Genomic DNA, 24,801 nt, shown 5'->3' on the forward strand with positions numbered 1-24,801 from the left:
ACACCGTGCCCGGGCTGTTCAGTGTAACGCGTCGATCGGCCATATTCATCCCGTTAACGGCCGGCAGGTCCCTGCGCCGCGGCTGCACCGGCGTCGGACTCGACTCGATCCACTACTGTCCGCAGCATTCGACGAGCAACGGCCCTGCGTACGGGCAACGACGCGTACCACACGGCTCGCCCGGCCAGTCCGCGAGGAAAGAACACGAGTCGCTGTTCGATCGTCGGCTGCTTGGCGGTGCCACCGACCGTGAGATCCAACCACGCCTCACCAGGCAGCCGTCGTGACGACTTCAGCCGGGTGGTGTGCTCGGTTCCCGAGGCGGACGCATCCGGCCCCGTGGCGTCACGGTGCCAACCGGTGAGCACCTCGGCGTCGGCCAATCGTTCGAGCGCGGGCCGAATGGCGCTCGAACGCGCGCTGCTTCGGGCCACCCGGGTATCGGTGTAGACGACCTCTCCAGCCCAATCGGGGTCGGAGGGCAGCGGATCCGACGGGGCCGCAGTTCCGGTGGCGTCGGTCCACCGTGTCTCGACTTCGCCGTCGTCGATCTTGCGTAGAGCCAGCCGCACCGAATCTCGGTAGCCCGTCAAGCCTTCGGCCGGACGTGGAACGACGGCGTCGATATCCATTTCGTGACCGACGGCGTCGTACTGCAACGATTCGATGAGCGGCATCGCCAATCCGCGCGGAATCGGCGTCACCAACCCGATCCAGTGACCGGCCAGGCGAGGCGTCAACACCGGCAGCACGATGATGCGACGCTGGCGCAGACCGGCCACGTCGGCGTAGATGTTCATCATCTCGCCGTACTGCATGACGTCCGGCCCGCCGATGTCGTACGTGCGGGACTCGGTGACCGGAGCGCTCGCGGCCCCGATGAGGTAGTGCAGCACGTCGCGTACGGCAATCGGCTGAATTCGGTTGTGTACCCACCGTGGGGTGGTCATCACCGGCAACCGATTGGTCAGGTGGCGAATCATCTCGAACGAGGCCGAACCGGAACCGATGACGACGCCTGCCTGCAGCACGATCGTCGGGACACCCGACTCGATCAGAATTCGACCGACCTCTGCGCGTGACTTCAGGTGTGGCGACAGCTCTCCCGTCGGCGGATGCAGGCCACCGAGGTACACGATGCGGCCGACGCCGCAATCCGCAGCGACGGTGGCTACGTTCTCGGCGCTGTCGCGTTCGGTGTCGGCAAAATCGGAATGGCCCGCGGTGCCCATCGAGTGCACCAGGTAGTACATGACGTCGACGTCGCTGAGCGCCTCCTTCAGTGACTCCCGATCACTCAGGTCACCCTGGACGATCTCGACATCCGCCGCCCACGGAACGTTGTCGAGCTTGCTCGGGGTCCGAGCCAACACGCGGACCCGGTAACCCTCGTCGAGCAGACGCGGTGCCAGACGACCGCCCAGATATCCCGTGGCACCGGTGACCAGCACACGCGGCCGAGACGACGCGTTCTCGGACGTGGGGACATCGGAGGTAGAACCGGAAGCAGTCATAAACGGGTTCATTACCCGTGCGCGGGCAAGTTCAACCCGCGAGCGCGATCATCGCGATTGCCCCGAGCGCCAACGCCATTCCCACCTTCTGCAGTGCGCCGACCCGTTCGCCGAGCATCACCATCGCCAGCAACACCGTCGCAGCCGGATACAGCGAGGCGATGACGCTCACCAACGACAGCAGACCGCCCTCGTACGCGTAGATCATCGCGGCGTTGGCGACCACGTCGAGCACGCTGACGAACGCGGCAAGTTTGAGCACGCTGCCGTGTGGCGGTGCGAAATGCCCCGATGCCAACGCGACGGCCCAGACCACGGCGGTGGCCGATGCGCGGGACGCCGCGAGGGGCCACAGCCCACTGCCGTCACCGATCTGATGCAGGAAGATGAAGGCGAAGGCGAACGTCACACCCGACCCGACCGTCAGCCAGGCCACGGTGCGGGTGAACTTCATGTCGCGGCCGCCCGCGACCTCGCCGGTCACCTCGTCCGGTGACTCTTTGCTGACCAGCACGACGGCCACCAGGGCAACGGCGATGCCCACGAAGGCGATGACGCCGGGACGCTCGCCCATCGACAACCCGACCAGAACCGGGATCCCGGCGACCAGCACTGCCGTCACCGGGGACACCACTGCCATCGGCCCGGCCGCGAGCGCGAGATAGAACCACCACACGGCGACGCCGCCCGCCACACCCGACGCCAGGCCCCACAGCATCGCGGGGAGTTCGATGGTCCCGCCGACGAACGGAGCGACGAGCAACACGATGACGAGTGACAGCGGGTAGGACACGATGACCACCCGCAGGGCGGCGACTCGACGGGACGCGACACCGCCGACGAAATCGCTCACCCCGTAGCCCACGGCAGCTACCAGAGCGAGCAGAACAGCGGTCAGCGCATGCCCTTCACTCGACGCCCGAGCTCGCGGGTGACTTCGCGTTCGGCGGTGCGCTTGGCCAACGACTGTCTCTTGTCGTAGTCCTGCTTGCCCTTGGCCAACGCCAGTTCGACCTTGACCTTGCCGTCCGAGAAGTACATCGACAGCGGCACCAACGTCAGGTTTCCCTCTTTGACCTTGCCGGCCAGGCGGTCGATCTCGCGACGATGGAGAAGAAGTTTGCGGTTTCGACGCGGCGCGTGGTTGGTCCAACTTCCGAGCGTGTATTCCGCGATGTGCAGCCCGCGCAGCCAGATCTCGCCGTCGTCGACGGTCGCGAAGGCGTCGACGAGGGAGGCCTTGCCGTCGCGCAGGCTCTTGACCTCGGTGCCGACGAGCGCGACTCCGGCCTCGACGACGTCGAGTATGGAGTAGTTGTGCCGTGCCTTGCGATTGGTCGCAATGGCCTTGCGGCCCTTCTCTCTCACTGCAGGGCCCTTTCTCGAGCGTTCGATGCGTGACGCCGTATCGTCGGCAACCGCTCCAGCATAGAACCGATGGGCAACCGAATTTATTCGCGCACGTAGAGGCGCAATGTGATGTAGGCGGTGACCGCCGCCATTCCCACTCCGACGAGTGCCAGGAACGGCGAGACCAACAGCACGTCACTGTTCGATATCCGGGCCAGAATATTGGCTTGATAGACGTCGGAGAGGACGTCGTCGATGAACATGTTCTTCGCGGTGAACAGCCCGGCAATCGCCAGCGCCGAACCGACCAGAGCTGCGACCACGGCTTCGAGGAGGAACGGCAGCTGGGTGTACCACCGGGTGGCGCCGACCAGCCGCATGATTCCGACCTCGGTTCGTCTGGTGAACGCAGCGATCTGGACCATGTTGGCGATCAGGAGGATCGCAGCGATCGCCTGCACGGTGGCAATCGCGAACGCTGCGTTGCGTACTCCGTTGAGGACGCTGAACAACCGCTCCACCAGGTCTCGCTGGTTGAGCACGCTCTGCACACCCGGACGGTTCTCGAAGTTGTCGTTGATCACTCCGAATCGCTCCGGGTCGCTCAGACGCACCTTGAACGAGGCCGGGAAACTGTCGGCACTGACCAACTCGGCCAGTTCGGGTTGGTCCTTGAACACTCGCTCGGTCGCGTCCTTCACCGCGTCCTCGCGGTTGAGGTACTGCACCGAGACCACGGAGGGTGTGTTCTCGAGATCCGAGCGCAACGTAGCGCACGTCTCCTGGGCACAATCTGCGTCGGTGGCAGAGATGTCGTCGGTGAGGAAGATCTGCACCTCCACCCGGTCGAGGAAGATCTGCTGGGTCTTTCCTGCCATCTGCACCACGAGCAATCCGCCGCCGAACAGACCGAGGGAAATAGCGGTCGTCAAGATCATGGCGATCGTCATGGTGATGTTGCGGCGAAGCCCGGTGAAGACCTCACTGAAGATGAAACTTGCGCGCATCGCGGAATCCGAGCCCTTCGATTCGTTCGGTCGAGAAGTCTGAGCGGTCGAGTTCGGTGGTCGGCGTCAGCGGCCGACGCCGTAGACCCCTCGGGCCTCGTCACGAACGACTCGTCCGTTGTCCAGTTCCACGACGCGTCGACGCATGGAATCGACGATGTGGTTGTCGTGGGTCGCCATCAGCACGGTGGTTCCGGTGCGATTGATGCGCTCGAGCAGCAGCATGATGTCCTGACTGGTGTCCGGATCGAGGTTTCCGGTCGGCTCGTCGGCGAGCAGCACCAGCGGTCGATTGACGAACGCCCTGGCGATCGCCACACGCTGCTGCTCACCACCGGACAACTCGTTGGGCAGACGGTCGGACTTGCCGCCGAGTCCCACCAGATCCAGCACCTCGGGAACAGTGCGCTTGATCATCGATCGAGGCTTGCCGATCACCTCGAGCGCGAACGCGACGTTTTCCACCACGGTCTTCTGCTGCAGCAGTCGGAAGTCCTGGAACACGCACCCCATGCTCTGTCGTAGCCGCGGGACGCGACGAGCAGCGAGCCGGTTGACGTGAAAATCCGCTACGTGGATATCGCCGGACGTCGGCGTCTCTTCCTTGAGCAGTAAGCGCATGAATGTCGACTTACCCGAACCCGAGGGCCCGATCAGAAACACGAACTCGCCTTTGTCGATGGAGACCGTCACCTTGTCCAGAGCGGGCCTGGTCGAGGTCTTGTAGGACTTGGACACATTCGAGGTGCTGATCACGGGTCGCCAGTGTAGTCCTTACCCGTCGGTAACCGCCGGAAGCGAGCGGGTGCCGCGGCGAGTCCCGAGGGCCGGTAAAGGATGCCTCAGCGCGACGACGTCGGTGCAGGCCGGGACGGGATGAGCGACTGAATCGCCGGCGGGATGGGCACGCCGAACGGGGCAGTCGTCGTGGTCGGCGGGGCGGTGGTCGTCGTCGACTGGGTACCGGTGTCGTCGGCGCTCGTCGACGACTCCGGCTCGGTGGTCGTGCTGGGTGTGGTGGTGGTCGACAGACGTGAGGGCGTCGGTACGTACGTCTGCGATTCGCTCGGTTGCGTGAGCTCGTCCGGGCTCACCGCAACCGGCCCCTGAACCGCTTCCCCGTTCCTCTCGGCGATATCTGCGCTGACCTGCCCGTACAGCAGAGCGGTGAGCACGAAGCAGATTCCGAACGCCACGGTGGAGGTTCGGACGCGGCCGTAGATCTTGGCCGGAATGCGCCACTGCCGCCAATGTCGTTGCGAGCGTTCGGTTCCGGTATCGGGTGTACTCACTGGTCTTCCGTTCGATCTCGTCCCGATGATTCCGGTGCAACTCCGGCCGTGCTGACGTCGGGGGCAACGTTGATGCCCTCGGGCTGCAGCGCAGCGGCAACTCTCACACGCAGCTCTCGTCCCACCTGGAATTGCTTGCCCGGCAGCGTCCGCGCGACCAAGCGCACGTTGACCTGCCCCACCTCGATGCTCTCCACGCCCATCACGGTCGGTTCGTCGAGTAGGAGCGGACGCAAGTGTGAATCTGCGAACGCATCGCGGCCGACCGCACGCAGCAGCGCATTCACCTGAGTCAGATCGGCGGTACTGGGGACCGGAACGTCGACGACGGCGCGAGCCCAATCCTTGGACAGGTTGATCGCCTTGACGATCTGCCCGTTCGGCACGGTGATGACCTCGCCGTCGACGCTACGGACCCGCGTCACTCGGAGCGTGACGTCCTCGACGGTGCCCTCGGCATCCTCGGCGGAGCCGTTGACGGCGATCTGCACCACGTCACCGAAGCCGTACTGGCGCTCGGTGATGATGAAGAAGCCGGCGAGGATGTCTTGCACCACGCGCTGAGCACCGAAACCGAGGGCTGCACCGATGACAGTTGCGGGTGCCACGAGTCCACCGACCCCGAAGCCGAACCGGCGCAGCACCTCGATGGTGACCAGGATGTAGATGAGCGTGACCAGCACCCAGGTGATGACCTGTGCCAGGGCATGACGGTGTTTGGCGGCCTCCGACCGGACGAGCGCGTCGCTGTGCTGGTAGTTCTGGTCGATGCGGGCCGTGATCCGGGAGCCGGTCCACGTGACGAACCGCGCGGCCAGTAGCCCGCCGAGGATGTAAAGCACGATTCCGAGGCCGTTGAGCTTGACCTCGGGCGTCACGTTGAGCCAGGCCGTCATCGGTTACTGCTCCCCTCGCATTCGCCAGCGAATTCCCGATTCCAGGAAGCCGTCGATGTCTCCATCGAGAACAGTAGACGGATTGTTGACCTCGTACTCGGTACGCAAATCTTTGACCATCTGGTACGGGTGCAGCACGTACGAGCGCATCTGATTACCCCAGGAGCTGCCGCCGTCACCTTTGAGCGCGTCCATCTCGGCCCGCTCTTCCTTGCGCTTGACCTCGAGCAGCTTGGCCTGCAGCACGCGCATGGCCGACACCTTGTTCTGCAGCTGCGACTTCTCGTTCTGGCAGGTCACGACGATTCCGGTCGGAATATGCGTCAACCGGACGGCGGAGTCGGTGGTGTTGACCGACTGCCCACCTGGCCCGGACGAGCGATAGACGTCGACCCGAATGTCGTTCTCGGGGATTTCGATGTGGTCGGTGGTCTCGACGACCGGAAGCACCTCGACCTCCGCGAACGACGTCTGGCGTCGACCCTGGTTGTCGAACGGGCTGATCCGGACGAGCCGGTGCGTGCCTTGCTCGACCGAGAGCGTTCCGTAGGTGTACGGCGCCTTGACGGCGAACGTCGCGCTCTTGATTCCGGCTTCTTCGGCGTAGGACGTGTCGTAGACCTCGACGCCGTACCCGTGCTTCTCGGCCCAGCGGATGTACATGCGCATGAGCATTTCCGCCCAGTCGGCGGCGTCGATTCCGCCGGCACCGGAGCGAATGTTCACGAGGGCGTCGCGGGCGTCGTACTCACCGGACAGCAGCGTTCGAACTTCCATGGCAGCGATGTCCTCTCGGAGCGAGGCGCGTTCGGCGTCGGCGTCAGCGGTGGCGGACGCGGCGGCCTCGCCCTCTTCGCCCTCGGCCAACTCGTACAGAACCGGCATGTCCTCGAGGCGCTGCCGGAGCTCCTCGACGCGGCGCAGTTCGGCCTGCGCATGGGAGAGCTGGCTGGTCACCTGCTGAGCGTGTTCCTGGTCGTTCCACAGGTCGGGTGAGGCGGCCTGATGTTCCAGCTCGTCGATGCGTCGCCGCAGCTCCTCGACGTCGAGAACGGACTCGACTGTGGACAGAGTGGTGTCGAGCTCGGCGAGGTCTGCAGAAACGTCGGGATGCACGAGAGTCAAGGTTACCGGCACACGAACCCGTCCCCGACCGCCCCCGAAGACGCATGGTCATCCAGGTGTTCGAACCGTGCTGATTCGAACCCTGTTCGGGCACCTCGTCCGCTGTTAGCTTTCGACGAGTCGGCATATGCGCATGTCGACATCCCTGCCGCCGCACGGTGCCAGCGACATTCGATGGACAGAGGAGTCTCGTATGACCGTCACCGACCAGTACCTCGAGAACAACAAGGCATACGCCGCCCAGTTCGACGGTCCCCTACCGCTGCCGCCGTCGAAGCACGTCGCGGTGGTCGCGTGCATGGATGCCCGGCTCGACGTCTATCGGATTCTCGGCCTGGCAGACGGGGAAGCACACGTGATCCGCAATGCGGGTGGGGTGATCACCGACGACGAGATTCGTTCACTGGCCATCAGCCAGCGGCTGCTCGGCACCAAGGAGATCATCCTGATCCACCACACCGATTGCGGCATGCTCACGTTCACCGACGACGAGTTCAAGAACGACCTCCAGGAAGAAACGGGTCTGAAGCCCAACTGGGCTGCCGAGTCGTTCCCCGATCTGAACCGCGACGTTCGGCAGTCCTTGGCGCGCATCGAGCTCAGCCCGTTCGTCACGAAGCACGAGTCGCTTCGCGGGTTCGTCTTCGATGTTGCCACCGGAAAGTTGAACGAAGTCACCGGATAGGCCCGGCCACCCATATTGCCGCGTGCGAGCAGGCCCGTGCGCGGCGATAGTCTTCTGCGGTGACCGACTACTCTGCCGATCTGCATCTCGCCCTCCGGCTCGCCGACGAAGCCGACGTCATCACCCGTGGACGATTCCTCGCCATGGACCTGACGGTGGACTCGAAGCCGGATCTCACACCGGTCAGCGACGCAGACCTGGCCGTGGAAACGATGATTCGGGCGCAGCTCGGATCGGAGCGTCCCGACGATGCTCTGCTCGGCGAGGAGTTCGGTGGCACGGCTACGTTCAGCGGCCGCCAATGGGTCGTCGATCCGATCGACGGCACCAAGAACTTCGTGCGCGGCGTACCCGTGTGGGCAACGCTGATCGCGCTGCTCGAGGACGGCGTCCCCGCAGTCGGAGTGGTCAGCGCCCCGGCGCTGCATCGCCGATGGTGGGCCGCCGAGCAGCTGGGATCGTGGACGAGCGTCGGCGACGAAACCGCCCGTCGAATCCACGTGTCGAAAGTCGATTCACTGGCCGCGTCCAGCCTGAGCTTCTCCAGCCTGTCCGGCTGGGACGACCTCGGAACGAGAGACCGCTTCGTCGGACTGACCGATGACGTGTGGCGAGTTCGCGCCTACGGCGATTTCTTCTCGTACTGCCTGCTCGCCGAAGGAGCCCTCGACATCGCCGCCGAGCCGGAGGTCTCCTTGTGGGATCTGGCGGCACTCGATGTTCTGGTGCGCGAGGCGGGCGGGACGTTCACCTCGCTCGATGGACGCGTCGGGCCGCACGGCGGGAGCGCGGTAGCCACGAACGGGCTGCTGCACCAGGACATCCTCGGCCGCCTCTCCCCCGCTGTGTGATTCGGTCGGCACTCACCGGAGACGGACCGTGAGAGCAGCGCGGAGTCAGAGGACTGCGGCCAGGACCAGGGCCAGGAGCGGAGTGATTCCCTGCACGAACGCGGGCCGGAAGTACTTCGCTCCGCCGGTGGCGAGCACCAGAGCCGCGCCGACGATGCTGGCGCATGCGAAGTAGACGATCGCGTCGCCGGCCGAACCGCCCACGATGAGGCCGACCACGATGCCGATGCCGAGAAACAGGTTGTAGAACCCCTGATTGAAGGCCATCGGTTTGGTGATGTCTGCGTCGTTCTGACTGGCGACACCGAACTTCGCCCACACGGCCGGCTTGGACCAGAGCACGCTTTCCATGACGAAGATGACGACATGGAGTACCGCGGCGAGGGCGGCGAAGACCTGAGCTATCGGATGCACAGGAAACAGCCTGTCACATCGGTACGACGCAGGATACGAAAGACCCGCCACGGTGTTGTGCGCCACCAGTACTTACTCGACAGTAGACAGCTAACTTACTCGGGAGTAAGATCTGTGAAGTCCGTGCCCGACGCCGAGGAACTGGTGATCATGAGCAAGCAAGACAGTGTGGTCGACGCGAAGGCCCCCAAGGTGCCCCGCGATACTTCTGCGGTTGGCCTCAACCCGTTCAAGAGAGATGCGATCGGAACCGCCATGCGCGTTCTGACGGCCATCACCGGGTCCGAACTGGCGGAGAAGTACAACCTCCGACAGACGATCGACCGCGTCACGTACGAGAGCACCAAAACCGGTTTCAAGACTCTCGGTGCCGCCAACCGTACGTTCGCCAAGGTCACCGGAGGCGGCAAGCCCAAGCGTCTCGACGACGGTGCCGCGAAGAACCTGAGCTACTTCGACCTGACGCCCGACGACGAGCAGCGCATGATCGTCGAAACGGTCAAGGAGTTCGCCGAGGAAATCCTCCGGCCGGCCGCCTTCGAGGCCGATCACAACGCCTCCTCCCCCGAGGACCTGGTTCGTCGCTCGGCCGAACTCGGCATCACGCTCATCAACGTTCCCGAGGAACTCGACGGTGCCGCCAGCGAGCGCGGTGCGGTCACCAATTCCCTCGTCGCCGAGGCTCTCGCTCACGGCGATATGGGCCTGGCCCTGCCGATCCTCGCGCCCAGCGGTGTCGCGGTCGCCCTCACTCAGTGGGGAACGGACGCGCAGCAGAAGACGTACCTCCCGGCATTCGTCGGCGAGAAGGTGCCGAACGCAGCAGTGGTCGTCAACGAGCCCCGCGCACTGTTCGATCCGTACGCGTTGCAGACCAAGGCCGTTCGCTCCCCCAGCGGGTACAAGCTCAACGGAGTCAAGAGCCTCGTGCCTGCGGCCGGCAGCTCCGAGCTGTTCGTCATCGCCGCTGAACTCGAAGGTCGCCCGACTTTCTTCATCGTCGAGTCCGATTCCAAGGGCCTCGTCGTCGAAGCGGATCCGAGCATGGGTCTGCGCGCCGCGGGCCTGGGTCGCCTGATCCTCACCGACGTGGCAGTGCCCGAGTCGGCTCTGCTCGGTGATGGTGACGCCGACCAGCGCGCCGCCGAGTACAGCGCCGCCATCGGTTTGGCCCGTCTGGGCTGGGCCTCCTTGGCCGTCGGTACGAGCCAGGCCGTACTCGACTACGTCGTTCCGTACGTCAACGAGCGCGTTGCGTTCGGCGAGCCGATCAGTAACCGCCAGGCCGTGGCCTTCATGGTCGCCAACATCGCCATCGAGCTCGACGGCATGCGGTTGGTCACGCTGCGTGGCGCGTCTCGCGCCGAGCAGGGACTGTCGTTCACTCGTGAATCGGCCCTCGCACGCCGCCTGGCGTCCGAGAAGGGAATGCAGATCGGCTCCGACGGTGTGCAGTTGCTCGGTGGACACGGCTTCACCAAGGAACATCCGGTCGAGCGCTGGTACCGCGATCTACGGTCCGTCGGCGTCGCCGAAGGCATCGTTCTCATCTAGCTCGCCGACCCGAATTCCATGGCACTCACCCAAGGACACACACGATGATCAATCTTGAACTTCCCAAGAAGCTTCGGGCGCAGGCGAATCAGGCTCACCAGGTCGCTGCCGAGATTTTCCGCCCCATCTCCCGCAAGTACGACCTCGCCGAGCACGAGTACCCGGTGGAGCTCGACACCATGGCGTCCATGGTCGAAGGCATGTCCGACGCCGGTGGCGAAATCGGCGGAGCCGCTGGTGGCCGCGAGAAGGACAGCGAGTCGGCCAAGCCCAGCAAGACAGCCAACTCCAACGGCGGCAACATGTCCGCTCTGGTGAACGTCATCGAGACCTGCTGGGGCGACGTCGGCCTCACGCTGTCGATCCCGTACCAGGGACTCGGCAACTCCGCTATCGCCGCGGTCTCCACCGACGAGCAGCTCGAGCGCTTCGGCAAGGTGTGGGCTTCGATGGCCATCACCGAGCCCAGCTTCGGCTCGGACTCCGCGGCGGTCACCACCACCGCTGTCCTCGACGGCGACGAGTGGGTGCTCAACGGCGAGAAGATCTACGTCACCGCCGGTGAGCGTTCCACCCACATCGTGGTGTGGGCAACGGTCGACAAGTCTCTCGGCCGCGCGGCCATCAAGTCGTTCGTCGTCCCGCGTGACGCTCCGGGCCTGTCCGTTGCCCGCCTCGAGCACAAGCTGGGCATCAAGGCCTCCGACACCGCAGCCCTGCTGCTCGAGGATTGCCGCATCCCGAAGGACAACCTGCTCGGCACCGCCGAGGTCAACGTCGAAAAGGGCTTCGCGGGCGTCATGCAGACGTTCGACAACACTCGCCCTCTGGTTGCTGGAATGGCGATCGGCGTCGCCCGTGCCGCACTCGAGGAGTTGCGGTCCATCCTGGTCGATGCCGGAGTCGACATCTCGTACGAGACTCCCGCCTACAACCAGCACGCGGCGGCCGCAGAATTCCTGCGACTCGAAGCAGACTGGGAAGCCGCGCACCTGCTCGCACTGCGCGCGGCATGGATGGCAGACAACAAGGAGCCCAACTCGCTGCAGGCGTCGATGTCGAAGGCGAAGGCCGGACGCTCCGCAGTCGACATCACCCTCAAAGCAGTCGAGTTGGCCGGTACCTACGGCTACTCCGAGCGCCCGCTGCTCGAGAAGTGGAGCCGTGACTCCAAGATTCTCGACATCTTCGAGGGCACGCAGCAGATCCAGCAGCTGATCGTTGCCCGTCGCGTACTCGGAAAGTCCTCGGCCGAGCTGAAGTAAGCAGTGGCTCGTCATCGAGTCGGCACGTGATCGACAAGCGGCACCGGACTGTGCGTCCGGTGCCGCTTTCGTGCGCTTGGAAGAAATGTCGAGGGTCCGTGTCGATATCGTGATGTCTCGATCGTCGTCTTCGTGTACGGCGAATCGCGCCGCGACACCGAGGTACCGAGCCAAGGAGCGCACCATGAAGTACATCCTGTTGATCAACGCCGACACCTCCCCCGGTGCTGCACCCGGCTGCAGCAGTGTGGAGGACTGGATGACGTACGAGAAGGAACTGAAGGAGGCCGGGGTCTACGTTGCCGGGCACGCGCTGGCCGACTTGACCACTGCTACCGCGGTACGCGTCGATCCGAGCACGGGCGAACGGACCGTTACGGACGGCCCGTATGCCGAGTCGCACGAGGTACTCGGGGGTTACGACGTCATCGACGTTCCCGACCTCGATGCTGCGCTCGAGTGGGCGGCCCGCTGCCCCGGCTCCAAGGACGGCGGCACCGTCGTCGTGCGCCCGCTCGCAGAATTCTGACGCGCGGGATCGTTGGGTGAGCGAGATCGAGATCAGTCGAACGATCGGATCGGTCTTCCGTGCCGAGCGCTCGATGCTGCTTGCGTCGTTGGTGCAGCGCTACCGTGACCTCGACCTCGCGGAGGAGGTGACGTCGGATGCCATCGAGGCGGCTCTGACGCATTGGCCGATCGATGGCATACCGGCCAAGCCAGGGGCCTGGTTGCTCACCACAGCCCGGCGCAAGGCAGTCGACCGCCTCCGACGCGATGAGACACTGGCTGCGAAAGTGGCCTTGCTGCAGATCGACTCGGACCGCGGCAACCCGTCTGGCACGAATGCGCTCGACGACCGTGTGCCCGACGATCGCCTCCAGTTGTTCTTCACGTGCTCCCACCCGGCTCTTGCTGCCCAGGACCGACTCGCCTTGACGCTGAGGTGTCTCGCGGGTCTGTCCACGGCAGAGGTGGCGCGCGCGCTGCTCATCCCTCCCGCCACGGCGGCACAGCGAATAGTGCGGGCCAAGAACAAGATTCGCACGGGGCGTATTCCGTTTCGCGTTCCAGGACCGGACGAGCTGGCGGAGAGAGTGCCCATGGTGCTCGAGGTCGTCTACTCCATCTTCACCGAGGGGTACTCGGCGACATCCGGCGATGGGGTCGGACGCGTCGATCTCTCGGACGAAGCGATCGGTATGGGCAGAGTTCTGCACGCGGCTCTACCGGGCACGTCCGAGGTGACCGGCTTGCTGGCGCTGATGTTGCTGACCGACGCCAGACGCCGCGCCCGGATCGACGAACACGGCGAGATCGTACTGTTGGCCGATCAGGACCGGCGCGTATGGAATGCCGCGTTCATCGCCGAGGGAACGGAACTCGTGAGCGAGGCCCTGACCCGCGGGCCGGCCGGCCCGTACTCCGTTCAGGCCGCCATCGCGGCATTACACGACGAGGCTGCTGACGCCGCGGGCACGGACTGGCCTCAGATCGTGGCCCTGTACGACGTGTTGATGGCACTCACACCATCACCGGTCGTCGCGCTCAACCGGGCCGTCGGCGTCGCAATGACCGAAGGGCCCGAGGCCGGGCTCGAGTTGTTGGACGCCATCGCCGCTGAGCCGGTCCTGCGCCGGTACCACCCGTTCGCGATGGCGAAGGCCGATCTGCTGCACCGACTGGGCCGGATGGACGAGGCCGCCGTGCACTACCGGAGAGCACTGGATCTCGCGCGAACGGCACCGGAGAAGCGTTTGCTGGGAAGACGACTGGCCGAGGTTGCCGACGCACGGGATCAGGCGGACAGCACAGCATCCACCTGATCGGCCGTCAGCGGTCGGTCTGCGAACACCAGACGGATGGCCTCGGGATCGGGGTTGCCGATATCGGGTCCACGGGATACCAGCTTCAGCCGGCGCGCTCTGCCACGCGAGCGGAGGAGAGGTTGTGTTCGAGAAGATATGCCACGACCGGCATTTCGGGCCGAGTTCGGTGCGCGCACTCGACTGCGGATCACTGCAGATCTCGTACAACGCGTCGAGATCCGCATCTGCAGGCTCGTCGAGAACCAGTCGTGGGATCTGCATTCGCACACCGGTGATCCTAGAGGGCTCGGGTCTGGTAGACCGGTGGTAGACGATCGAGCGAAGGGTGACAGTCATGGCCGAGTGGATCAAGAAGGTCGAAGAGAACGCCAAGGGCCTCATCGCAGAGGCAGAACAGGAACTGACGGCTCTCGAGGGCGCGGACACCGTCGACCTCACCGCAGACGAGCCGGAGGATGCTGCGACCACCGACGACGATGACATCGTCACCAGCGACGATGCACGGGAGCAGGTCTCGGACTGACGTCGGTGCCCGACCCCTCCGTGTCCGGCCGAAGCACTTGGTCCACCACGACGCACGACTGGTCGATGGACGTCGATCGAGATCACCTCTCGCACATCAGAAGCCGCCCCGGTGAGTACGCGCCGGGTGGAGTGCTGCACCTGGTTCTCGAAGTCCTCGCGTATGCGGTGGACGAAGCCGAGGATCAGGGAGGCGGTCACGCGACCATCACGTTCGACTCGGACGGCACGATCGATGTAACGGACCTCGGACGAGGTACCGACACACGGTTCGACCGCGGACTCGCAATTCGCAAGCCCGTTGTGAGCACTGCAGATGTTCGATTCTTCGACCGGCTGGAGCCAGTGCTGTTGGCGGACGGACATGCCCGCCGCGGAATGTCGACTGTTGCAGCGCTGTCGGACGTGCTCGAGCACACCAACCGTCGCAGTGAGGGCTCGTGGACCCGTCGATACCAGCACGGGTTGCCCGCCACCGAATTGGTGTCGACTGCCCCTACGGATCGGACCGGTACCACGATCCGGTTTCGTCCCGATACGTCACTGCTTGCCGCAGATCAGCTGAGGCCGCACGATCTTCGCGCTCTGGTCGTCGACACCCAGTCCTTCACGGTCACGGTTCTGTAGATCTACTCGAACACGTACCAGCAGATGCTGTTTCTCCTGTGCTGGTCCTCCAACACCAGAGCCCGCACGCTGTCCGGCAGCTGTTCCCTCTGCCACTCATTTTCCGCATACGCCGCGGCGGCTGCGCTCGACGACGGTGCCGCAGCTCGAACTGCCTTGATGGCGTATGCCGCTGCTCCGAGGTCGTGTTCGGCCACGTGCGCCACGCATGCGGCCTGACCTGCGGCGTAGGCGGCGAATCGAGCCGCTCCGCGAAGGGGACGCGCTGCGCCCATCGCGTGTCCGCCGAGGGCGCGGGTCTCCATCATCGGCAGCTCACCGCGTACCCACGCGCCGATCCCGTCGATGGCTTCCCGCGGTCTGGCGTCCGACGGAACCGAGCTCTCGAACAGAGGCAGCACGTGTTCGGCACAGGCAGCAGCCCAGAGTGCCAGGGCCCGATGATCGCCATCGGACAGCAGTCCCCCGCGCCGGGCGGTGACGAGCCGGGGATCTCGAACAGCGGGCAGGATCATCCTCGGTCGCCCTCTTCGCACGGGCATCGGACAGTCCAACGTGATTGCACGGTGGCTATCAGAGCACAAAAAAGCCCGAGACAGTGTGGTCTCGGGCTTTTTCGAGTGGTAGCGGGGACAGGATTTGAACCTGCGACCTCTGGGTTATGAGCCCAGCGAGCTACCGAGCTGCTCCACCCCGCGTTGCAACTACGAAGTTACCCCTGCGTGTACGACGAATGCAAATCACGTGACCACGGGGTGCTCGGTCCAGTCGATCAGGCTCGACGCGCGGCCGAGCCGACCCGAACAGCACGTTCGCAGCCCCTCGAAATAGTGCTCCGGGTCTCTTTTCTTGCGTGTTTCGAGTCACATAACGGTCGGGTCACGAAGGTGAAACATTCCCGCCACAATGCGGCTCGAGCTGCACGAACAGGGGGCCCAATCCCACTATGTGGACGGGTCGCATCCCATATCCGCTCAGTGACGGTGAGTGAATCCTCGACTACCTTCACGGACGGCCCTAAACCGCTGGGCTTGCACCACCCCGCCGCTTCTTTCGCTCTGCCCCGCGGGTGTGGTCCCCAATACGTACGGGGGCAGAGCCGCGACGATACGAAGTGCCTGGTCGTCATCGCCATCACCACCGGCGTAACGATTCGCAGGCCAGTCGCGCCAGTCGAGCGCGGAGAGGATTCACCCCGCATGACCACTCAGAACAACTTCGGTAAGCGCGCACTCGGATTGGCCGCCATCGCCGGCGCAGCCGTCGCCATTCCGCTCGGCGTTTCTGCCGGAACCGCCAACGCAGCCCCCCACAACTGGGACGGCGTCGCACAGTGCGAGAGCGGTGGCAACTGGAACATCAACACCGGAAACGGCTACTACGGTGGCCTGCAGTTCTCGCAGAGCACCTGGACGGCCAACGGCGGAACCGGATCACCCGCCAACGCCTCCAAGGCCGAGCAGATCCGTGTCGCGGAAAATACCCTGCAGAGCCAGGGACCGGGCGCATGGCCCGTCTGTGGTCAGCAGCTGACCACCGGCACCTCGGCAGCCGAGCCCGAAGCGGCACCGGCACCGGCTCCTCAGGCAGCACCGGCACCGGCCCCCGCGCCTGCCGTCGCACCCGAGGTCGCAGCAGCTACACAGGCCGCTCAGGGCGCATTCGATGCAGCATCCAAGCTCGCCGACCAGTACGGCCTGAGCACTCAGTTCCAGCACTTCGCTGCTGCGAACGCTCCAGTGCTCGCGCCCATCGGACGCTGATTCACCGGCAGTTCGCTAGAACTGCCTCGTTCCGCTCGCAGTGGATGCCCAGCGCATCCGATGTAGCGAACAACGACAGAGCCGCCTCACCGATTCGGTGAGGCGGCTCTGTCGTTGCAGTCAACCCGGTGGAACAGTGCCGATCAGCTACCGGCCCCGTTGTACGCGTCGACCGCCTTCTGCAGGTTCTCCAGCGCGGTGCCGAGCTGCGCCAGGTTGCCGCTCTGTTGTGCAGTCCGCACGGCGGAGAGTGCGTACCGCGACTATTCGGGTGAAGCGTCGTTGAGCCCGAGCGAAGTGGCATCGGAGTCGGCCACGATGTCGAACATCCGGTTGCTCGATCCGAACATCCTTGCGCCGACATTCACTCAGCAGCGTCAGATCCGTAACTTCTACGGATTCCCCGACACACTGGCCGTCGACCGCTACCCGGACGCGGACGGCAACCTCCGCGACTACGTCGTCGCCGCGCGTGAGATCTCACCGCAGACTCTCGACGCGAACCAGCGTGACTGGATCAACCGCCACACCGTGTTCACGCACGGAAACGGCTTCGTTGCTGCTCCTGCCAACTCCGTCGACGAGGCTGTCGCCGACGAGTCCAGCGGCGGGCGTGGTGGTTATCCCAACTACCAGGTGAACTGGATCGAGAACAACGCCGAGGGAACCGTGCGTAAGGACGGCCCAGGTGACCTCGATCAGCCGCGCATCTACTTCGGCCCGGTCATCGCGAATTCCGACGCCGACTACTCCATCGTCGGCTCGGCCGAGACCACGTCATCGGTCAAGCCGTACGCAGACCTCGTTGCCGCGATGTTGCGCTCGATGTACGTGCTCTCCTTGTCGGCCGCGTTCGGACGAACCGAGAACTGTTCCATCACCAACGGCCAGACGGCACCGATGAGGATCGACGACAACACCAACAGCGCTGTGGCCAAGGCGGGGATTCTGAGGTCACGAAGGAAGATGGCCGCAAAGAAGGCAACAGCACAGATGACCGCGATGGCCAACAGAATCAGCTTCGCCGGCAGCACCGCATTGATGTCGGTGAAGCTGGCACCGGTGAACGTCGGCTCCTTACGACTGCTCGACAACAACGTGTATCGGTCGAACCAGTAGGCGATGGCCTTGAGCAGGACGAAGGTGCCGGCCAGCACAGCGAGCTGAATCCGCGCCGCACGGGTGAGCGCTCCTTCTCGGCCGGCGAGACGAATGCCGCCGAAGACGTACTGCGTCACCAGATTTGCGAAGAATGCGACCAGGATGGCAACGAACAGCCAGTTCAGGATGAAGCGGTAGAACGGCAGATCGAACGAGTAGAACCCGACGTCCAGGCCGAACTGCGGGTCGGTCTGGCCGAAGTCGCCGCCATGCAGGAACAGCTGCACGGTGACCCAGTTCGTCTGCGCGATCATGCCGGACAGGAAACCGAACACGACCGGGATTCCGATGCCGAACAACCGCAATCGGCTCATCACCGTGGTGCGGTATCGAGCGATCGGATCGTTGGGTCCGGCCACCGGAACGAACACCGGGCGATTGCGATACGCGACGACCAGCGCGCCGAAGACGATGAGCCCGACGACGACCGAGACGACGAGGAAGATCACCAACCGGGTCAACAGAGTGGTGGTGTAGACGCCGCGGAAGTCGACTTCTCCGAACCACAACCAGTTCGTGTAGATATCGATCAACCGCGGACCGATGAGCAGCAAAGCTGCTACTACCAAGGCCAATACGAGCAAGATCCGGCTTCGCCGCGACAACGACGGCATACCGGTGGGGGGCCTCATGCCCACGTGCCACACTCCAACTTCGGGCGACGCCGATGGCGCCGCAGATGACTGTCACGGCGCACCTCGCGTGCGCCGCATGTCCGTTTCGCCCTACTGTACGTACGTTGATCCTACGGCTGTGACGCCCGTACTGCGGCCCCGCCGGACCGCAGGTCAGGAGCATCGACATTCGTGGAACCATTCGGATGCGAGGATAGTGCGGTGAGCAACGACAGTGACGGACTGCCCGGCCAGGAACATTTCGGAGACGACTTCGACCCCGAGTCGGGCGGACCCGGCGTCGCCGAGGCATTGGCTCGGTGCGCGCGTGAGGTGGCGGACTTCGTCGACGCGGGCGGGTGGGGCCAGTCGCCCCAGATGTTCGCGCTGGTGCCCACCGCTGCCCTCGCCGCGGCAGAACCCGGCCTGCTCGACGATCTGGCCGACGGTGCTGCACTCACACCGATCCAGCAGCATTCGTTGCCCGAGGACATCACCGGCGGCTCCCCCGCCCTCGACGAATTCCTCGCCACGTCGACGTGGCCCGAGGGCGTCGTGGGATGCGCACTCGTCCAAGAGATCGTCGTACTCCCCCCGGCGGCGGAGTCGGCACTCGACGATGCGCTGATGCCGCTTCTCGCAGATCCCGACGCGGCCGACAACGCGGCGCGATCGGCCGCCGAGAACCATCCTGAGAAGCGTGACGCGCGGCTGATCGTGGCAGTGCTCAAGGACGGGCCGTCGTTGACGTTGTTGCAACTGCATCCGGACGAGGACGCCGATCCGTTCGCTCCCATCGACCTACGCATCGCCGAGGACCTGGCACCCAACGTCGTCCACGGTCTGTACGCGACGTTCGATGTGGTCGACGACGAATAAATACGACCGAGCGGGTCAGCTACACGTCGGAACGTCTTCGCCCGACCCGATCGCTCGGAGCGAGTCGATCGCGTTGTCCAGCGATTCGACTCGCACCAAGCGCAGACCGTCGGGCACATTCTGTTGCGCCTCACCACAATTGGCGTCGGGCACCAGGAACGTGGTGGCCCCTGCCTCGCGAGCTGCTATCAGCTTGTAGGGAATACCGCCGATGGGGCCGACCGTTCCCGCTGCGTCGATCGTGCCGGTTCCCGCCACGAATTCGCCGTTGCTCAGCTCGCCGGGACTCAGTTTGTCCACCACCGCGAGGCTGAACATCAAGCCGGCGGACGGACCACCGACGTCGGCGAGATTGAACTTCACGTCGAACGGAACGTCGGGCTGCTCCTCGGGCGTCACACCGAGATATCCCTTGGACGGGTCGTCCGGCCTGGCCCCGAGCACAACGGAACCCGTACGAGGGGCACCATCACGCACGTAGTCGATGTCGAGCGAATCGCCGGGTGCCTTGGCGCTGACGGCCTCGCGAACCGCGCCTGCCGTCGAGACGGGGGTGCCGCCCACCGCAACCAGAGTGTCTCCGATGTTCAGCACGCCTGCGGCGGGGCCGTCCTGGGCCACGCTCGTCACCGACAGCGACACCGGGAGGTCGAGGTGATGCAGAGCGGCGAGTTCAGCACTGGATTCCGATTGCTCGAAATCGGCCTGATTACCCTCCTGCACTTCCTCTTTCGACTTGTCCGGTGGGTACACCTCCTCACGAGGCACCAGTCCCTGACGCCCACTGGCCCAGAACCCGAGAGCCTCGAAGAGATTGAGCTGATCCCGCACGGCCACCGTCGTCATGTTCAGATGGCCTGCGGTGGGGTCGACGTCGGTGCCGTCGATCTGGACTACGGGCACGCCGTCGACGTCACCGAGAGTGTTGTACGTCGGCCCGGGGCCGAGTGCCGCGAACGGAACGGTGACGACCGAGCCGGTGACGCCCAGCACCACGACCGGTACCAGCGCTGCGACGAGTGTGGCGATCCTTCGGTTCACTCGGTAGACACTAGATCCGAACGTGCGGCGGCGTGGATACCGCCCCTGCCGGAGCCCGACGCACGATGCGACGAAGCCGTTCTGTTCGCCGTCAGCGTGACGATCTTTCGCGCTCCGAGTGCTCATGGCTTGTACCGTTGAGCCATGAGCAATTTTGGTTTCGGTGCTTCCGACGACGACCCGGACAAGAAGAAGGATCCGGACGGGTCGGGTAACCCCGCCGGTTTCGGGTTCGGGGCGGAGGGCTTCGACCCTGCACAACTGGGCCAGATGCTCACCCAGTTCGGCCAGATGCTCAGCGGCATGGGTGCCGCGGGGTCGGGCGGATCGTCGGCCGGACCGGTCAATTACGACCTCGCCAAGCAATTGGCCCGACAGCAGATGGGCGATTTCAGCCCGGTGTCGGCCGGGGAGCGTGAGGCCATCACCGAGGCCGCGCACCTCGCCGAGCTCTGGCTGGACGGTGCCACCACATTGCCTGCCGGTGCCACCAAGACTGCAGCGTGGACGCCGGTCGACTGGCTGGACAACACCATCGACACCTGGAAGCGGCTGTGCGATCCGGTCGCCGAGCAGATTTCGGGCATGTGGACCTCGGGGTTGCCGCCGGAGGCTCAGCAGATGGCCGGACCGATGATGGGCATGCTGACCCAGATGGGCGGAATGGCGTTCGGCTCGCAACTCGGTCAGGCACTGGGCCAACTGTCGAAGGAAGTTCTCACCTCCACCGACATCGGTCTCCCGCTCGGCCCGTCGGGCACCGCCGCGTTGCTACCGTCGGCGATCGCGTCGTTCAGCGAAGGTCTCGAACAGCCCGAGCGTGAGGTGCTGGTGTTCCTGGCCGCCCGCGAGGCTGCACACCAGCGGCTGTACAGCCATGTCCCGTGGCTGCGCCAGCGAGTTCTCGCCACTGTCGAGGAATATGCTCGCGGCATCCGCATGGATTTCTCGGCAATCGAGGAAGCCGCTGCCGGGCTCGACCCGTCGGCGCTGACGGATCCGTCGAAGATCGAAGCGCTGCTGCAGCAGGGTTCGTTCGAGCCGCAGACCACACCCGAGCAGAAGCACGCTCTCGAACGTCTCGAAACGTTGCTGGCACTGGTGGAGGGCTGGGTGGAGACCGTGGTCACGGCCGCACTCGGCGACCGTCTCCCCGGCGCGGTTGCCCTCGCCGAGACCATTCGCCGTCGCCGCGCCTCCGGCGGCCCGGCAGAGCAGACGTTCGCGACGTTGGTCGGTCTCGAGTTGCGTCCCCGCAAGGTGCGCGAGGCCGCCGATCTGTGGCACCAACTACTGGCCGCCGCGGACGTGGAGGGCCGCGACGGGGTGTGGGCACACCCGGATCTCCTGCCCGACGCATCCGACCTGGACAATCCGGCGGCGTTCATCGACCGAGTCGTCGGCGGCGGCACCTCCAGCTTCGACGACCCCATCGCGCAACTCGAGGCGATGGAGGCAAAGGAGGCCGCCGAACGAGCGGAACACAGCACGGACGACGCCTCGGAGGACGGCGACGACCATCCGGACAAGGGCTCTTCCACACCCTGAACCGGGACGGCGCACACCAATGCCGTCGGCCCCGTCGAACGCCTGCTCGAAGCCCATTTTCCCCTGTGGATAACGTGCTTCGAGCGGGCGTTTGCCGTTCGACCGAGTGTCACAGTGTGGTTCATGATCACATCGACCGTTCGACTCGATCCCGCGGTGGCCATCCTGCCGCGACGGGACGGAACCGTTCAATTGGGGTGGAGCCCCGAGACCAGCGTCGTCGTCACTCCCCCTCCCGGTGCGGAACCGGGCTCGATACTCGAGATCCTGCGGCTTCTCGCGGCAGGACGTTCCAGGCCTCACATCGTCTGTCACGCAATGACGTTGGGTTTGTCCGCGAACCGAGTGTCGTCGATGCTCGCCGAATTGGACGATTCCGGCCTGCTCGTGCACGGCACGAGTGGCCCGGCGGCGAGCAACGCGGACGCTCCGTCGAGTGAACTGCGCGACATTCGTTCCGTGCATCTCGTGGGCCGCGGGCCGCTCTCGGATGCGCTGACCGCCGGGTTGCGGCGCACCAGTGTCGCGGTGACCAGAACGAGCCTGACCCCGACACGCTATCCGCACCTCGCCGTGAACTCGTGGCAGTACGACGTGGTCGTGCTCACCGACGACCTCGTCGCCGAGCCTCGTCTGGTGACCGATCTGGTGCGGAAAAGGATCCCGCACCTGCAGGTGCGACTGCGGGACGGGAAAGGAATCGTCGGCCCGTTCGTAGTGCCCGGACAGACGAGTTGCCTGCGCTGCGCCGATCTCACCCGCTGTGATCTCGATCCGGAGTGGCCGCATCTGTCCGCACATCTGCTCGGCACGGTGGGCCAGGCGAGTACCGCCACGGTGTTGGCCACGGCGGCGTTCGCGTTCGCGCAACTCGAGACCCTCATCGATCGCACGGACGGAACGATGCCCGAAACCACCGACTGCACGATGGAGCTGAGTTTCGCGGCAACCGGTACGTCCGTGCACAAAAGACAGTGGACGCGACATCCGCATTGCGATTGCTGGTACTGACGACACGGTCACTCGACCACCCGCCCACCTCGGCAGTCGAGGCCACGGTTTCACCGGTCCGAGCATTTGTCGGAAGGTTCAGCCATGATGGAGCTGTGTCAGACATACCGCGCCGTGGATCCACTCGTACCGCGAAACTAGCCAGCATTCCCCTGGGAATGGCCGGACGTGCCGCGATGGGCTTCGGAAAGAAGCTCGCCGGCGGAAACCGCGACGAGATCGACGCGGACATGGCCGCCAAAGCAGCCGAGCAACTCTTCTCCGTCCTCGGAGAGCTCAAAGGCGGGGCCATGAAGCTCGGTCAGATGCTGTCGGTGATGGAAGCCGCCGTCCCCGAGGAGTATTCGGAGCCCTACCGTGAGGCACTGACGAAGCTGCAGGCTCAGGGCCCGCCCATGCCGGCCAAGACGGTGCATCGCGTACTCGATCAACAACTGGGTACGGCGTGGCGATCACGGTTCGAGAGTTTCGACGACACCGCAATCGCCTCGGCCAGCATCGGCCAGGTCCACCGAGCCACGTGGGCGGACGGGCGCGACGTCGCGGTCAAGATCCAGTATCCGGGTGCGGACGACGCCTTGCGGTCGGACCTCAAGACTCTGTCTCGTTTCGCGAATCTGTTCAGCACGGTGCTCGCCGGTACGGACGTCAAGCCCGTGCTCGAAGAGCTGACGGCGCGCACCGAGGACGAGCTCGACTACCGCATCGAGGCAGCCAATCAGCGCGCCTTCAGCAAGGAATTCGCGGGCGATCCTCGGTTCGCGGTACCCAAGATCGTCGCCAGCGCCCCGAAAGTGGTTGTGAGCGAATGGATGACGGGCAGACCCCTGGCCGATGTGATCGCGCACGGAACTGCGGACGAGCGTAATCGAGCCGGCGAACTACTCGCGCGGTTCGCGTTCGAGTCTCCCGCACGCGCGAAGTTGTTGCACGCGGACCCACATCCGGGAAACTTCATGATGCTCGACGACGGCCGAATGGGCGTCATCGATTTCGGGGCATGTGCTCCGATGCCCGACGGCCTGCCTCCGGTCCTCGGCCGGATGGTCGCACTCGCTCGTGACGACAAGTTCGACGAACTGGTCGAACTGTGCACCGAAAGTGGCTTCGTGGTGCCGGGTCGCACGGTGACGGAGAAGGAAATTGCCGATTACCTTCGCCCGTTCACAGACCCGATTCACACCGAGTCGTTTCACTTCACTCGGGCGTGGCTGCAGAAAGCGGCAGGCACCGCAGCCGATTTCAACAGCGCACAGTTCCGCACCGTTCGCTCGCTGAACATGCCGCCGGAGTACGTGATGATCTTCCGGGTACTGGGTGGCCTGGTGGGAATCTGCGCGCAGCTCGACGCCTATGCGCCGTACATGGCAATTCTGACGGAATGGTTGCCCGGCTTTACCGAGTGAATCACTCGGTGAAGCCGGACCTCCGGATCGAGCTTCATGCCGCGTTCTTACGTGGCCGTCCGCGAGGACGCTTGCGTGCGATGACAACACCCTGTTCCAGGATCTCGCCACCCCATACGCCCCACGGCTCGGCGCGATCCAATGCGGCGCTGAGACAGGTTTGGCGGATGGGGCATTCGGCGCACAGCGCCTTGGCCTGCTCCAATTCGGCAGGGGTGTCGGCGAACCACATGTCGGGGTTCGCCGCTCGGCAAGGCACCGACAGCTCGAGCTCCGCCGATTCGGCGAAACTTGTTGCTGCGTAGGTGCTTTCGGACTCTGGTCGGCATGTCGTCCGGATCGTGGCGGTTGACACGTCGGTCTCCTCTACTTTTCGTGCGGCGTCGTTATCGGTTCGAGGGGTAATGCGAACCATGTCGGCCTCACGCTCGGGTAGAGGATCTACCT

Annotated in this window: 25 protein-coding genes, 1 tRNA gene and 2 pseudogenes; 14 read left to right on the plus strand and 14 right to left on the minus strand. The window is 64.8% G+C overall.

The genetic code is table 11. The annotated features are described in order from the left end of the window. Nucleotides 1-53: 53 nt before the first annotated feature. The 8 genes from RFA01S_RS14825 to prfB all read right to left on the minus strand — a co-directional run bounded on the left by RFA01S_RS14825 (nucleotide 54) and on the right by prfB (nucleotide 7,175). Nucleotides 54-1,514 (minus strand): SDR family NAD(P)-dependent oxidoreductase, encoded by a 1,461-nt coding sequence (locus RFA01S_RS14825; protein ID WP_052057229.1) that lies wholly within the window; start codon nucleotides 1,512-1,514, stop codon nucleotides 54-56. 31 nt (nucleotides 1,515-1,545) lie between these two features. Next, entirely contained in the window at nucleotides 1,546-2,412 is an 867-nt protein-coding gene (locus RFA01S_RS14830; protein WP_480434456.1) for an EamA family transporter, read from the minus strand. Next, nucleotides 2,409-2,882, minus strand: a complete 474-nt coding sequence (smpB, locus tag RFA01S_RS14835; RefSeq protein ID WP_027496576.1) for an SsrA-binding protein SmpB — start codon at nucleotides 2,880-2,882, stop codon at nucleotides 2,409-2,411. The genes RFA01S_RS14830 and smpB overlap by 4 nt, the downstream gene beginning before the upstream one ends. A gap of 83 nt (nucleotides 2,883-2,965) precedes the next feature. Continuing rightward, nucleotides 2,966-3,871, minus strand: a complete 906-nt coding sequence (gene ftsX, locus RFA01S_RS14840; protein WP_032366335.1) for a permease-like cell division protein FtsX — start codon at nucleotides 3,869-3,871, stop codon at nucleotides 2,966-2,968. Between the two features lie 66 nt (nucleotides 3,872-3,937). Further along, on the minus strand, nucleotides 3,938-4,627 hold the full coding sequence (gene ftsE, locus RFA01S_RS14845; RefSeq protein WP_027496574.1) for a cell division ATP-binding protein FtsE: 690 nt from the start codon (nucleotides 4,625-4,627) through the stop codon (nucleotides 3,938-3,940). 86 nt (nucleotides 4,628-4,713) lie between these two features. Then, nucleotides 4,714-5,163 carry an Rv3103c transmembrane domain-containing protein gene (locus RFA01S_RS14850; protein WP_032387191.1) on the minus strand — a complete coding sequence of 150 codons (450 nt, stop codon included), beginning with the start codon at nucleotides 5,161-5,163 and terminating at the stop codon, nucleotides 4,714-4,716. Then, a complete protein-coding gene (locus RFA01S_RS14855; protein WP_027496572.1) occupies nucleotides 5,160-6,059 on the minus strand; it encodes a mechanosensitive ion channel family protein in 900 nt (299 codons plus the stop codon). Before RFA01S_RS14855 ends, RFA01S_RS14850 begins: the two co-directional genes overlap by 4 nt. A gap of 3 nt (nucleotides 6,060-6,062) precedes the next feature. Continuing rightward, the gene (prfB, locus tag RFA01S_RS14860; protein WP_027496571.1) at nucleotides 6,063-7,175 is read right to left on the minus strand and encodes a peptide chain release factor 2; all 1,113 of its coding nucleotides are present in this window, start codon (nucleotides 7,173-7,175) and stop codon (nucleotides 6,063-6,065) included. Nucleotides 7,176-7,377: 202 nt separating this feature from the next. Between prfB and RFA01S_RS14865 the strand changes: the two genes are divergently transcribed. Further along, complete coding sequence (locus RFA01S_RS14865; protein ID WP_027496570.1) at nucleotides 7,378-7,869, plus strand: beta-class carbonic anhydrase; 492 nt, start codon at nucleotides 7,378-7,380, stop codon at nucleotides 7,867-7,869. A gap of 59 nt (nucleotides 7,870-7,928) precedes the next feature. Beyond that, nucleotides 7,929-8,720: a histidinol-phosphatase gene (gene hisN / locus RFA01S_RS14870; protein ID WP_032407028.1), complete on the plus strand. Its 792-nt coding sequence runs from the start codon at nucleotides 7,929-7,931 to the stop codon at nucleotides 8,718-8,720. A 45-nt stretch (nucleotides 8,721-8,765) separates the two neighbouring features. Here hisN and RFA01S_RS14875 read toward each other — a convergent pair whose 3' ends face one another. Beyond that, nucleotides 8,766-9,134, minus strand: a complete 369-nt coding sequence (locus RFA01S_RS14875; protein WP_094695466.1) for a DUF1304 domain-containing protein — start codon at nucleotides 9,132-9,134, stop codon at nucleotides 8,766-8,768. 144 nt (nucleotides 9,135-9,278) lie between these two features. On the opposite strand from RFA01S_RS14875, the gene RFA01S_RS14880 reads away from it, so the two are divergent. The 6 genes from RFA01S_RS14880 to RFA01S_RS14910 all read left to right on the plus strand — a co-directional run bounded on the left by RFA01S_RS14880 (nucleotide 9,279) and on the right by RFA01S_RS14910 (nucleotide 14,931). Then, nucleotides 9,279-10,688 carry an acyl-CoA dehydrogenase family protein gene (locus tag RFA01S_RS14880; protein WP_032366564.1) on the plus strand — a complete coding sequence of 470 codons (1,410 nt, stop codon included), beginning with the start codon at nucleotides 9,279-9,281 and terminating at the stop codon, nucleotides 10,686-10,688. 44 nt (nucleotides 10,689-10,732) lie between these two features. After that, nucleotides 10,733-11,953, plus strand: coding sequence for an acyl-CoA dehydrogenase family protein (locus tag RFA01S_RS14885; protein ID WP_032366333.1), 1,221 nt, complete (start codon nucleotides 10,733-10,735; stop codon nucleotides 11,951-11,953). 184 nt (nucleotides 11,954-12,137) lie between these two features. Then, nucleotides 12,138-12,482 carry a YciI family protein gene (locus tag RFA01S_RS14890; RefSeq protein WP_027496565.1) on the plus strand — a complete coding sequence of 115 codons (345 nt, stop codon included), beginning with the start codon at nucleotides 12,138-12,140 and terminating at the stop codon, nucleotides 12,480-12,482. A 16-nt stretch (nucleotides 12,483-12,498) separates the two neighbouring features. Then, on the plus strand, nucleotides 12,499-13,779 hold the full coding sequence (locus RFA01S_RS14895) for an RNA polymerase sigma factor (RefSeq protein ID WP_032407027.1): 1,281 nt from the start codon (nucleotides 12,499-12,501) through the stop codon (nucleotides 13,777-13,779). A 337-nt stretch (nucleotides 13,780-14,116) separates the two neighbouring features. Further along, nucleotides 14,117-14,305: a hypothetical protein gene (locus RFA01S_RS14905; RefSeq protein WP_032366331.1), complete on the plus strand. Its 189-nt coding sequence runs from the start codon at nucleotides 14,117-14,119 to the stop codon at nucleotides 14,303-14,305. Between the two features lie 5 nt (nucleotides 14,306-14,310). Further along, nucleotides 14,311-14,931, plus strand: coding sequence for a DNA topoisomerase subunit B (locus RFA01S_RS14910; protein WP_202902204.1), 621 nt, complete (start codon nucleotides 14,311-14,313; stop codon nucleotides 14,929-14,931). 2 nt (nucleotides 14,932-14,933) lie between these two features. Here RFA01S_RS14910 and RFA01S_RS14915 read toward each other — a convergent pair whose 3' ends face one another. Together RFA01S_RS14915 and RFA01S_RS14920 are read right to left on the minus strand one after the other, a co-directional pair. Continuing rightward, on the minus strand, nucleotides 14,934-15,446 hold the full coding sequence (locus RFA01S_RS14915; protein ID WP_032407025.1) for a putative immunity protein: 513 nt from the start codon (nucleotides 15,444-15,446) through the stop codon (nucleotides 14,934-14,936). Nucleotides 15,447-15,552: 106 nt separating this feature from the next. Next, nucleotides 15,553-15,629, minus strand: a tRNA-Met gene (locus RFA01S_RS14920). A 501-nt stretch (nucleotides 15,630-16,130) separates the two neighbouring features. On the opposite strand from RFA01S_RS14920, the gene RFA01S_RS14925 reads away from it, so the two are divergent. After that, a complete protein-coding gene (locus RFA01S_RS14925; RefSeq protein ID WP_027496561.1) occupies nucleotides 16,131-16,694 on the plus strand; it encodes a transglycosylase family protein in 564 nt (187 codons plus the stop codon). Nucleotides 16,695-16,949: 255 nt separating this feature from the next. Further along, nucleotides 16,950-17,468, plus strand: a pseudogene (locus tag RFA01S_RS27290) (UPF0182 family protein); the annotation flags it as partial. Here RFA01S_RS27290 and RFA01S_RS14935 read toward each other — a convergent pair. Next, a pseudogene (locus tag RFA01S_RS14935) lies at nucleotides 17,462-18,493 on the minus strand (UPF0182 family protein); the annotation flags it as partial. The pseudogenes RFA01S_RS27290 and RFA01S_RS14935 overlap by 7 nt on opposite strands. Nucleotides 18,494-18,781: 288 nt before the next feature. On the opposite strand from RFA01S_RS14935, the gene RFA01S_RS14940 reads away from it, so the two are divergent. Continuing rightward, nucleotides 18,782-19,348 (plus strand): PPA1309 family protein, encoded by a 567-nt coding sequence (locus RFA01S_RS14940; RefSeq protein WP_094695495.1) that lies wholly within the window; start codon nucleotides 18,782-18,784, stop codon nucleotides 19,346-19,348. 15 nt (nucleotides 19,349-19,363) lie between these two features. Here RFA01S_RS14940 and RFA01S_RS14945 read toward each other — a convergent pair whose 3' ends face one another. Then, nucleotides 19,364-20,389, minus strand: a complete 1,026-nt coding sequence (locus RFA01S_RS14945) for a YlbL family protein (RefSeq protein WP_032387460.1) — start codon at nucleotides 20,387-20,389, stop codon at nucleotides 19,364-19,366. Nucleotides 20,390-20,533: 144 nt separating this feature from the next. On the opposite strand from RFA01S_RS14945, the gene RFA01S_RS14950 reads away from it, so the two are divergent. The 3 genes from RFA01S_RS14950 (at nucleotide 20,534) to RFA01S_RS14960 (ending at nucleotide 24,354) form a co-directional block, all read left to right on the plus strand. Then, nucleotides 20,534-21,937, plus strand: coding sequence for a zinc-dependent metalloprotease (locus tag RFA01S_RS14950; RefSeq protein WP_032407023.1), 1,404 nt, complete (start codon nucleotides 20,534-20,536; stop codon nucleotides 21,935-21,937). A 123-nt stretch (nucleotides 21,938-22,060) separates the two neighbouring features. Further along, nucleotides 22,061-22,948, plus strand: a complete 888-nt coding sequence (locus RFA01S_RS14955) for a hypothetical protein (protein WP_032407098.1) — start codon at nucleotides 22,061-22,063, stop codon at nucleotides 22,946-22,948. 95 nt (nucleotides 22,949-23,043) lie between these two features. Beyond that, nucleotides 23,044-24,354: an ABC1 kinase family protein gene (locus tag RFA01S_RS14960; RefSeq protein WP_032366327.1), complete on the plus strand. Its 1,311-nt coding sequence runs from the start codon at nucleotides 23,044-23,046 to the stop codon at nucleotides 24,352-24,354. 34 nt (nucleotides 24,355-24,388) lie between these two features. Here the strand turns inward: RFA01S_RS14960 and RFA01S_RS28005 are convergent, their stop codons facing one another. Beyond that, nucleotides 24,389-24,709 carry a WhiB family transcriptional regulator gene (locus RFA01S_RS28005; RefSeq protein WP_032407097.1) on the minus strand — a complete coding sequence of 107 codons (321 nt, stop codon included), beginning with the start codon at nucleotides 24,707-24,709 and terminating at the stop codon, nucleotides 24,389-24,391. Between the last annotated feature and the right edge of the window lie 92 nt (nucleotides 24,710-24,801).

It is taken from the genome of Rhodococcoides fascians NBRC 12155 = LMG 3623 (assembly GCF_001894785.1).
GTDB classification, from domain to species: domain Bacteria; phylum Actinomycetota; class Actinomycetes; order Mycobacteriales; family Mycobacteriaceae; genus Rhodococcoides; species Rhodococcoides fascians.

Coding starts and splice junctions, on each gene's coding strand:
- RFA01S_RS14825 (WP_052057229.1), bottom strand. CDS start 1,514: ATGACTGCTTCCGGTTCTACCTCCGATGTCCCCACGTCCGAGAACGCG.
- ftsX (WP_032366335.1), bottom strand. CDS start 3,871: ATGCGCGCAAGTTTCATCTTCAGTGAGGTCTTCACCGGGCTTCGCCGC.
- RFA01S_RS14855 (WP_027496572.1), bottom strand. CDS start 6,059: ATGACGGCCTGGCTCAACGTGACGCCCGAGGTCAAGCTCAACGGCCTC.
- RFA01S_RS14865 (WP_027496570.1), top strand. CDS start 7,378: ATGACCGTCACCGACCAGTACCTCGAGAACAACAAGGCATACGCCGCC.
- RFA01S_RS14885 (WP_032366333.1), top strand. CDS start 10,733: ATGATCAATCTTGAACTTCCCAAGAAGCTTCGGGCGCAGGCGAATCAG.
- RFA01S_RS14890 (WP_027496565.1), top strand. CDS start 12,138: ATGAAGTACATCCTGTTGATCAACGCCGACACCTCCCCCGGTGCTGCA.
- RFA01S_RS14905 (WP_032366331.1), top strand. CDS start 14,117: ATGGCCGAGTGGATCAAGAAGGTCGAAGAGAACGCCAAGGGCCTCATC.
- RFA01S_RS14915 (WP_032407025.1), bottom strand. CDS start 15,446: ATGATCCTGCCCGCTGTTCGAGATCCCCGGCTCGTCACCGCCCGGCGC.
- RFA01S_RS14925 (WP_027496561.1), top strand. CDS start 16,131: ATGACCACTCAGAACAACTTCGGTAAGCGCGCACTCGGATTGGCCGCC.
- RFA01S_RS14950 (WP_032407023.1), top strand. CDS start 20,534: ATGAGCAATTTTGGTTTCGGTGCTTCCGACGACGACCCGGACAAGAAG.
- RFA01S_RS14955 (WP_032407098.1), top strand. CDS start 22,061: ATGATCACATCGACCGTTCGACTCGATCCCGCGGTGGCCATCCTGCCG.